This is a genomic window from Peptostreptococcus sp. MV1 (assembly GCF_000758885.1).
GTDB lineage: Bacteria > Bacillota > Clostridia > Peptostreptococcales > Peptostreptococcaceae > Peptostreptococcus.
In genome coordinates this window covers 1-9,606 of the sequence record NZ_JRNB01000086.1, presented here as the reverse complement: position 1 = coordinate 9,606, position 9,606 = coordinate 1, and the positions used below count along the sequence as shown (strand labels likewise).

Here is a 9,606-nt window from a genome sequence, read left to right as displayed (position 1 = left end):
GCCCTTAAAATCATTGAAAATGGCTTTATTGCTTAATTAGGAGTGCCACACTTTCCACATGGCACGCAAAAACAGTATGAATAACAAGTCATAGTGTCCGTTCGTGGAAACTTGTCGAGTACACTTTTTAACGATAGGAAAATGCTATCGTTAAAAGGTTTAAGCTGTAATGATAATTATTTTCTAACATTTTATTATAAACGAAATTTTAATATTTACAATCCACTGGTTATGTTGATTTTTGTATATCTGCTCGCTGACTTTAACCCTTTGTCCATTGACATAAAGGTAATATTCTTTTGGCATATATGCTTCCTCCATTTCTTTTTTGTCTGCGTTTTAAGACAAAAAAGGAGGACTTCTGCACATAGGCATAAGAAGTCCTCTGAAATGAAAGAATCCTGCTCTTTCTCTATACTTTAAATTTGTTTTTTTATGGTAATTACCAGTATCAAAAAGGTCTATTGTTTTTTTCTATATGAATAACAGACCCTAAATAATACATAGCAATTACCTCCATTATTTAATCCATTTTTCCCTCACAAATAAATATTGATTAAATCACTCCTGCTTTTTCAAAATGCTTTTTGAGTATCTTTGTTGCAACGAATGCTCCTATGCAAGCAAGAACAAATGTTATCAAGGCAAAGCCTACTGCCCATGAAACTTTGAAATAAGATAATGCTTCATTTATTTGTGCTTCACTCATTTTCCATTTTGATGCTCTTTCCACAAAAGAAGCTGTTCCGAATAAAATCACAGGAATTACTGTCCCTAAAAAATCCGCTAATGCAAATATCCCATATCCAATAATCATTCGTCCCTTGCTCTCATAATTTCCTATAATCAAATCACATATAATTCCACCGATTACAGCAAAGACTGCATGAGGCAAATGTCCTCCTGACAATGCAATTAAACCAAGAAGCGTTCCTGATATTGTAAATACGCCCTTCTTTTTAACTTTCAAAGCCATAAGGATATAAACGGTAGCAGCTACCATAAAGCTAACTCCTGAAGCAATAAATCCTCCAATCACTGTTGTTGCCATAGCAAATGCAACCGCCATGTATATGACAATTCCAATTGCATTAAAGATTCCGATTGTAATAAAATCACGACCATTTAATTTGTTTTTCATAAAAGTCCTCCTAATAAATTTTCTGTATTACTATCACAAGAGCAATCATCAAAGCTCCTAATAGTCCAATCAACAAATCCGTTGTTCTAAACCTCAATTTTGTTAATGTAACCCTGTTCTCATCACTATCAAGTCCTCTAATGAGTGCTGAAGCTGACAGTTCATCTGAAATCTTAATCATTCTCATTAAAAGCGGAACAAGCGTATATTCAATATATTTAATTGGATGTAGCAAGGGGAAAAATCTACTTGTTACGATTCCTCGAATCTTCATATTCTCTTTTAATGCCTTGAGTTCTATTTTTATAGTTGGTACAAACCTAAGCAAAACACTAAAAGGTATACCAATGCTTCTTGGTACTTTCATTCTATTTAATGCTTCAAGCATTTCACTTACACTTGTAGTCTTTGTTATATATCCACCAAACATAGCAATTAAGGTCATCCTTGATGCAAAGTAAATAAACATATATATTGCAAATACGATACTTGCTTCACAAAACTTTCCAAGCCATAACTCTATGCAGTATAAAATCACAAAAAACAAAATAAAGCGTAATGCTCTTTTCCACATACTGCTGTATACATACAGAAAAAAGGCAAAGAGAATCAGTCCGAAAAGTAGAATTGTATCGCTTATAAAAAAGCTCGTAAATCCAACAATTGGAAGTAGAGTAAGTTTTATTCTCGGATCGACTGTTTTTCTATCCATCAAGTTATCTACCTCCTCTCATCTTGTCCAATATGAGAATTTTATTACTTTCACTCATATTCAAAACACTTTCTATTTTTCCATCTCCCATTACCCAGAGCTTACTCACTGTGTTCGCTAAAAACTCAAAATCATGACTTATCACCAAAACTGTTGTTCCATTTTTTAATTGTTCTTCAATTAATTTTGCCACTGAAAGCATTGAGTCTTTATCACAACCTGATGTTGGTTCATCATAGATAAAAACTTTTGCCTGTTTCATCATTCCACAAGCTATTGTGAGTCTTTGTTTTTCTCCTCTTGATAAAGCAAACGGATGCTTATCAATGTATTTATCTAAGCCAAGTACATTCAAAATAGACTTTGCCTTTTGAGTATTTTCTTTTTTATCTTTACTTGAAATACCAAGCAGCATTTCATCAAGTACACTTTCCGAAAACAACTGATAGTCTGAATCTTGAAAGACAAAATATGACATATCCATTAAATCTTTATGATTAAGCGAATTATCTTTCCCCGTCCATATCTTCCCCTCTTTTATCTTCTCAAGTCCTGAAATCACTCTTGCAAAGGTAGTTTTTCCGGTACCATTTAAGCCGATAAGACCAATGGCTATTCCGCACTCCATATTAAAATCAAGATGATTTAAAATGTACTGTTTTTGCTTCTTTCCATCCTTAGCTACATTCGGATAGCAAAATCTCAAGCCTTTTCCGTTTATACTTTCATCATTTAATTGATATGAGTCTTTCTTCTCACTTATCCTATATTCTTCTAATTCAAGAGTTCTTAGTCCATTCTCATCCCAAAACTCCCCTTCAAGATGAATAACTTCTTCCCGACTCAAGTCCAGTGCAATTTCTCCATCTTTCACCAAAAGAAAACGGTCAAATAAAGATTTTACATAGTACAAACGATGTTCAATTAGAACAACTGTTGTTCCTTTTTTCTTTAATTTTTCCAAAATTAAAAATAGGTCAAATGTTGCTTTCATATCCAAATTTGCTGAAGGTTCATCTAAAATTAAAACTTTCGGATTCATCGCATAGATACTTGCAATAGCTATCTTTTGTTTCTGTCCGCTTGATAATTCAAAAACAGATTTTCCTTTCAGTTCCTCAATATCCAGTTCTGCATATACTTCTTCTACTCTCTGTTTTATTTCATCTCTTGATTTGCAAATGGTTTGAAGCCCAAAAGCTATTTCTTCATCTGTCGTTGTCGTAAAAAATTGACTTCTTGGATCTTGAAATACAGTCCCTACAATATGCCCTATTTCATGAAGCGATAATTTGCTTATATCTTTTCCGGACGCAAAGGCTTCCCCTTTCATTTTGCCTTTGTAATAATGTGGAATAAGACCATTCATCACACTTCCAAGAGTACTTTTACCACTTCCACTTTTCCCTGAAATTAAAACAAATTCACCTTTTCTAATTTCAAGATTGACATTTTTTAAAGCAGTTCGTCCATCTTCCCATTCATAATAAACATTTTTTAGCAAAATCATGGTTATACCTCATACTGAGCTTTCCATAATTTTGTGTAGTAACCATTTTTTGCAAGAAGTTCGCCATGCTTTCCTTTTTCAAGTAAATTTCCTTTTTGAAATACGAGAATTTGGTCAGCTTTTTGAATTGTTTTTAAATGATGAGCCACTACAAGTACAGTTCTATTCTTTGCAAGTTCTGTAATAGCATCCTGTATCAAAGATTCGTTTACAGGATCAACATTACTTGTCATTTCATCAAGAATTAAAATCGGTGCATCTTTTAGAAAAGCTCTTGCAATAGATATTCTTTGTCTTTGTCCACCTGATAAAATTCCTCCATTTTCGCCAATATCAGTTTCATAACCTTTTGGTAAGCTCATAATGAAATCATGTATCCTTGCCTTCTTTGCAGCTTTAATGATTTCCTCTTTTGTAGCTCCTTTTTTACCTACTCTAATATTTTCTTCAATCGTGTTATCGAATAGTTGAACATTTTGCATGACAATACTGATACGATCCAAAAGCTCATCATAAGGAATATCCCTTATATCAGTTCCTCCGAGTGTAATTTTCCCTTTATGCACATCATAAAATCTTAGAAGTAAGTTTGTTATAGTAGTCTTTCCACTACCTGATTCTCCAACTAAGGCTGTCATTGTTTTTTCAGCAATAGAAAAACTCAATTTTTCCATTTTAAATTCATCTTTTTCATAGGAAAAATCTATGTTTTCAAAAGCTATATCATTATCTTTCGGAACAATTCCATTCACTTTATCCAGGATTACATCTGCATATAAAATTCTTGAAAGTCTTTCGTAACTATCTACCGCCGAAACATAGTACATATAGTGTTGTTCCATAGAAGCGAACGGCTTATAAAACTCTTTTGAAATTACCGCAAAGATAATAAAATTAAGCACATCGAGATTTCCCTTTATAACAAGTATTGCTCCTGCAATTAAAAGAACTAAATATCCAATATCCAGTAAAAAACCAAATATAGATAACTGTTTTGCCTTGAATCTTGAAGCTGCTTTACTTGTTTCTCCGAACTTTTTCGTTTTGTTCATAAGCTCATTATCTAAGCTCTTATTGTTTGAAAAACTCTTTAGTACAGGTATTCCTCTAACATATTCAACAAATAAGCTAACCATATCAAGAAGTGCTGAGTTGTTCTGATTTTCTATTTTTTCAGATTGCTTAATTGTCAGATATAGAAAGATAAGTGCAATCGGAACAGATACAGCCATAATAATAGCAAGTTTGAAATCAATACTTGCAAGACCAACAAATACGACTGCACCTATCAAAAAATCACCAAACATTCTTGACCACATGTGTCCTACAACAAGGGACATATTATCAACATCTTTGTGTAAAATTGTATTGATCTCGCCCAGTCTTTCGTTGGTATAAAATCCTAAGCTGAATTTTTTTAATTTGATAATCATGCGTTCTCTGATTTGCTGAACAATATCAAAACCTGCACTATGCTTTTTCATATCTGCAACCATATTACAAATACCTTTGAACACTACAAGTAATCCAATCGCAATAAAATATTTATATAGACTTGCTAAGCTCGTTCCATCGAATATTTGGAACAGTATAGAAAATACGATCACAATCATAGCTATGGCGCTTAGTCCATAAAGGGCAAAGAATACACTCGATATAATCAAATCTCTCTTGCCAGTTTTTGTAAGTAGTTTTAACATTTCTCTAAACATTTTCTGTTACCACCTCTTTCAAATTCCATCTATCTACCTTGTTCTGTGCTTCAACCATATCCTTATAAAAATCACATCTTTTCATCAGCTCTTCATGGCTTCCTGCATCAAGAACAACACCCTTATCCATAACAATAATTTGGTCTGAATCTCTAATCGTATTTAGATGATGAGCAATTGTAATGATGGTTTTATCCTTGCTTAAATCGTCAATTGCTTCGCCGATAAGTCTTTCATTTTCACTATCAACAGCCGCCATTGCTTCATCTAATATTAAAATCGGTGCATTTTTCAGTATCATTCTTGCTATAGAGATTCTTTGTTTTTCTCCACCGGATAACTTAACTCCCATTTCACCTACTCGTGTTTCATATCCATTTGGCAATGCTGAAATAAAATTATGGCATCTTGCTTTTTTAGCAGCTTCTATGACTTCTTCTTTTGTTGCATTTAGTTTTCCAATTGCTATATTTTCAAAAATACTTAAGTCAAAAAGGATAACTTCTTGTTGCACACTACCAATCAGCATTGAGATATTTTCTTGACTATATTCTTTTATATCTTTTCCATTTATCAGTATTTGTCCTTCATCTGCATCCCAAAATCCCATAAGCAAATTAGATACCGTACTCTTTCCACAACCGCTTGCTCCTACAAAGGCGTTCAAACTATTTTTCTTAAAATTCAAATTGATATTTTTAAGCTCAAAGCTATCTTTTCCGTATGCAAAATTCACATCTTTAAATTCTATGTTTCCAAATTCTAAACCTTGTTCTGTCTTTTTGTTTGGAAGTGGAACTGTTAATACTTTCCCTATCGCCTTTAACGCTTCCTTAAACACAATAGAAAAATGTTGCAATGTAGCTGTCTTACTTATAGAAGCAGTAAAAGCAGACGATAAAATAATGGCAAGGATAAAATTAGGCGTTGTAATATTTCCATGATAAAGAAATATGCTTCCCAAAATCATGACAATAACCACTCCAATTTCCATAAATATGTCAATGAGTCCCATTGGAATTGTAACCATCCCCATGCTCTTTTTAACCCAGTAAATATATTCTCTTGCCGTTTTTAATGTTCTTTCACTAATTTCCTCTTCTTTAGCAAAAGCCTTAATCACAGAAATATTTTTTACATATTCCATTAGCTCTTCTCTCATTCTGTTTTCATGATTGAAGTAAATCGCAAAGTTTTTATCCATTGTTTTCTGTGAAAGAACTTTTACCAAATACATGAGTGGAACTCCGGCAATCATCCCAAGAGCAAGACGCCAATCCACAAAAATCATAGCTACAAAAATAATGGTAGGCAGAAGTGTAACTGACATTATTTCAGGGAGACCATGAGCAAGATATACTTCCACTTGTTCTACATCATGTTGGACAATGTTGGTAAGCTCTCCTGTATTATGTTCTTTAAAGAATCCCAAACTTAGTTTTTTCAGATGACCGATAATATCTAACCTAAGTTCTGTTAATTTTTCGTATGCTTTCTCATGGGCAACCTTTGTTGCAAAATAATAAAACACTCCTTTTAATACAAACGATATAAAGATTCCCAAAAATATATACTTTAAATTACCTTCGTTAATATTGTTTGTAATTAAAGAACTAATCAAATATACGAGTAAGATTTGTGGTATCAAATCAAATACTATTTTTAAAGCAAGAAGTGAATTGGATAAACCGTTTTTCCCAATCACTTTTTTTCTTAATTCTTTTTCCGGCATGAACAACTCTCCTTTCAAAATTGAATAATATTGAATTTTAATTCAGTATTAAGGTTTAAAGTAAGACTTTGCTGATTACGCAAAGTCTATTTTTTTGTGCTGATTATAGGGATTCCACTCCCTTGTAATAACACCTTGCAATAAGTTTTAGCATATCTTTTGCCCACTTTTCACTTTGATAATGCCTTGCTATTTCAAGAAGTCCCTCTGTAAAGTTACTGGCTAAAATATGGGCAAGCATTGGATCATATTCCTGTTTCGATTGTCTTTTTAAACTTACTTCAATATGAACCTGCATTTGTGATATAAGTTTTTGTTTTGCTTCTGTATGCTTTGTACCTGAGCTTTTATCCATTAAAATAATTAACTTCTTACGCTCTTTTAAAAGTTCATGAATATAATTTTCTCCAACCTCATCAAACCTTTCAGAAGCAGAGCCTTTTTCCAAAGATTCTTCCTCATTAAAAGCTGACTCGAAGTTTATATAAACAGAACTTACTACTGCATCAAACAAAACTGCCTTATTTTTGAAATAGGTATAAATTAGTGCCACAGGAATATCTGCTTCTTTTGCAATTTCTGTTAATTTGGCACCTCTATAATCCTTTTTATAAAATACTTTTTCTGCTGCTTCGAGTATTCTATTTCTAACTTCTTCTTTTAATACTTGTGCCATATCACACCTCTTTCTGTTCCAATACTGAATATATATTTAATAATAAATCAAAATTCAATATTTGTCAAGTTACATGTGGAAATTATGGCGTCCTTATGGTATAATTTAATAACAAATTCAAAACTTGCTTAATGCTTGCTACCCTAATCATTCTTTTGTAGCAAGCACAGTAAGTGTACGGACACTTACGAAAAAATTGATGAAGCAGCCCTNTGGGATCTGCTTCTTTTTTTATCAATTTTTAACTTGTTAGGGTGTACCCTAAGACCCGAAATACATTCAAAGGAGGATTTATCTATGACAAATAGAATGCGAAATGAAAGACTTGAAATTAAATTAACTGAAGAAGAAAAGGCTCTTTTTGAGGAGAAAAGAAAACTTGCGAAATGCAAAAATATGAGCCATTTCATTCGCAAGTGCGTTTTAGAAAAGGAAATATATCAAGTGGATTTAGAACCGTTTAGAGATTTACAGGGCTTACTTTCCAACGCTACAAGCAACATCAATCAGATTGCAAAGCGTGTAAATTCCACCGGCATAATCTATAAGGACGATATAAACGATATGAAAAAGCAGATTGAATATTTCTCAAAAGAGTTGTGGCAAATACATTCCCTGCTTCTTAACAGAACTTCCGGAGGTGATTAAAACTTATGGCTATTACAAAAATACATCCTATAAAATCAACCCTTAATCTTGCCATTTCATATATTATTAATGGAGAAAAAACAGATGAGCAAATCTTAGTAAGCACTCATAAATGTCATCAGGAAACTGCTCATACCCAGTTTTTAAGAACAAGAAATGATGCCGGCACAAACGGAACTGTTCTTGCAAGACACCTTATTCAATCCTTTTTACCCGGAGAAGCAAGTCCTGAAATGGCACATCAAATCGGTCTTGAACTGTGTAAAAAGATATTAAAGGATGAGTACGAATATGTCCTATCTACCCACATAGATAAAGGGCATATCCACAATCATATCATATTCAATAATGTAAATATGGTAACAGGCAAGTGCTATCAGTCTAACAAAAGAAGTTACCACCAGATCAGGTATCAAAGCGATAAGCTATGCAAAGAAAACAACCTATCTGTGATTGACGAGTTCTACGAGAGCTATAAGAAAAAGTACAAAACAAATGGTAAGTCATGGTATGAAAATGAGCAATCTAAGAAAGGTACTTCTTGGAAAAGCAGGCTTCAATTTGACATTGATCGTTTAATAAAACATTCTAATGATTGGGAAGAATTTCTAAAGAAAATGGCGGAACTTGGTTATGAAATAAAACATGGCAAACACATTGCCTTTAAGCCAAAAGATAAGCAGAGATTTACAAGAGCTAAGACGATTGGTGAAGATTATACAGAAGAAAGATTAAAAGAGCGTCTTACAGAAAATCAATCTATTAAAGCTCCGCCTGTCAAAAAACGAATCGGAAATGTTATCAATATGAATACTAATGCCAAAGTGAAAGAGAGCAGAGGCTATGAATATTGGGCAATAAAACATAACTTAAATACAATGGCTGAGTCAGTTGTTTTCATCAGAGAACATGGCATTAATTCTGTCAAGCAGCTTGATGAATACATTAAAAAAAGTGCTGAAGAAAGACAAGCCTTACAAGATAAAATCAAAGAAATTGATAAGGATATGCAGCTACTTTCTGATACGATGGAACAAATTCATGCTGTTAAAAAATATAGAGCCTACTACAAGGAATATAAAGCAAATCCTTCTGATAAGGCATTTTTTGAAGAGTACAAAGCTCAGATTACCCTATATGAAAATGCTCTCTCAGAGCTTAAAAAATCTTATTCCAAGCTCCCAAATTCAAAGGATATTTTAGCTGAGCTTGATAAATTACAAGAAGAAAAGAACACCCTTATGCAAGAGTATTCTTCCTCAAAATCCACTATGAACGAGCTTTATAAGATACGAAAAAACTATCGAATTTATATGGGCAATGAAATGGAGAGATGAAAGGCTAAATACTTTTTATATAGCCTTTCATCTTATTTTTAGATTTTATCTTCTAAAATCTTTCTCAGTTTTTCTAAAATTCTATCCCTCCTTTGTCCGATTGCCTGATGTGTAACTTTCTCTTTTCTGCTGATTGAC

At 32.9% G+C, this 9,606-nt stretch carries 8 protein-coding genes and 2 pseudogenes; 2 read left to right on the top strand and 8 right to left on the bottom strand.

Features of this window, described 5'->3' with window-relative positions; genetic code table 11:
- Positions 1–240 precede the first annotated feature (240 nt).
- From HMPREF1639_RS09385 to HMPREF1639_RS06460, 7 genes and pseudogenes are all read right to left on the bottom strand, one after another.
- Positions 241–306: pseudogene (locus tag HMPREF1639_RS09385) on the bottom strand (sigma-70 family RNA polymerase sigma factor); the annotation flags it as partial.
- Positions 307–556: 250 nt separating this feature from the next.
- The gene (locus tag HMPREF1639_RS06485) at positions 557–1,141 is read right to left on the bottom strand and encodes an MptD family putative ECF transporter S component (protein ID WP_000791747.1); all 585 of its coding nucleotides are present in this window, start codon (positions 1,139–1,141) and stop codon (positions 557–559) included.
- 10 nt (positions 1,142–1,151) lie between these two features.
- The gene (locus tag HMPREF1639_RS06480) at positions 1,152–1,856 is read right to left on the bottom strand and encodes an energy-coupling factor transporter transmembrane component T (protein ID WP_025194627.1); all 705 of its coding nucleotides are present in this window, start codon (positions 1,854–1,856) and stop codon (positions 1,152–1,154) included.
- A 1-nt stretch (position 1,857) separates the two neighbouring features.
- Complete coding sequence (locus HMPREF1639_RS06475; RefSeq protein WP_000601969.1) at positions 1,858–3,363, bottom strand: ABC transporter ATP-binding protein; 1,506 nt, start codon at positions 3,361–3,363, stop codon at positions 1,858–1,860.
- A gap of 2 nt (positions 3,364–3,365) precedes the next feature.
- Positions 3,366–5,075 (bottom strand): ABC transporter ATP-binding protein, encoded by a 1,710-nt coding sequence (locus HMPREF1639_RS06470; protein WP_036764624.1) that lies wholly within the window; start codon positions 5,073–5,075, stop codon positions 3,366–3,368.
- On the bottom strand, positions 5,068–6,807 hold the full coding sequence (locus HMPREF1639_RS06465; protein WP_001114254.1) for an ABC transporter ATP-binding protein: 1,740 nt from the start codon (positions 6,805–6,807) through the stop codon (positions 5,068–5,070). Before HMPREF1639_RS06465 ends, HMPREF1639_RS06470 begins: the two co-directional genes overlap by 8 nt.
- A gap of 103 nt (positions 6,808–6,910) precedes the next feature.
- Positions 6,911–7,483 carry a TetR/AcrR family transcriptional regulator gene (locus HMPREF1639_RS06460; protein ID WP_036764622.1) on the bottom strand — a complete coding sequence of 191 codons (573 nt, stop codon included), beginning with the start codon at positions 7,481–7,483 and terminating at the stop codon, positions 6,911–6,913.
- A 297-nt stretch (positions 7,484–7,780) separates the two neighbouring features.
- Between HMPREF1639_RS06460 and HMPREF1639_RS06455 the strand changes: the two genes are divergently transcribed.
- Complete coding sequence (locus HMPREF1639_RS06455) at positions 7,781–8,131, top strand: plasmid mobilization protein (RefSeq protein ID WP_036764620.1); 351 nt, start codon at positions 7,781–7,783, stop codon at positions 8,129–8,131.
- A 5-nt stretch (positions 8,132–8,136) separates the two neighbouring features.
- Positions 8,137–9,468, top strand: a complete 1,332-nt coding sequence (locus HMPREF1639_RS06450) for a relaxase/mobilization nuclease domain-containing protein (RefSeq protein ID WP_036764617.1) — start codon at positions 8,137–8,139, stop codon at positions 9,466–9,468.
- A gap of 38 nt (positions 9,469–9,506) precedes the next feature.
- Here the strand turns inward: HMPREF1639_RS06450 and HMPREF1639_RS06445 are convergent.
- A pseudogene (locus tag HMPREF1639_RS06445) lies at positions 9,507–9,606 on the bottom strand (sigma-70 family RNA polymerase sigma factor); the annotation flags it as partial.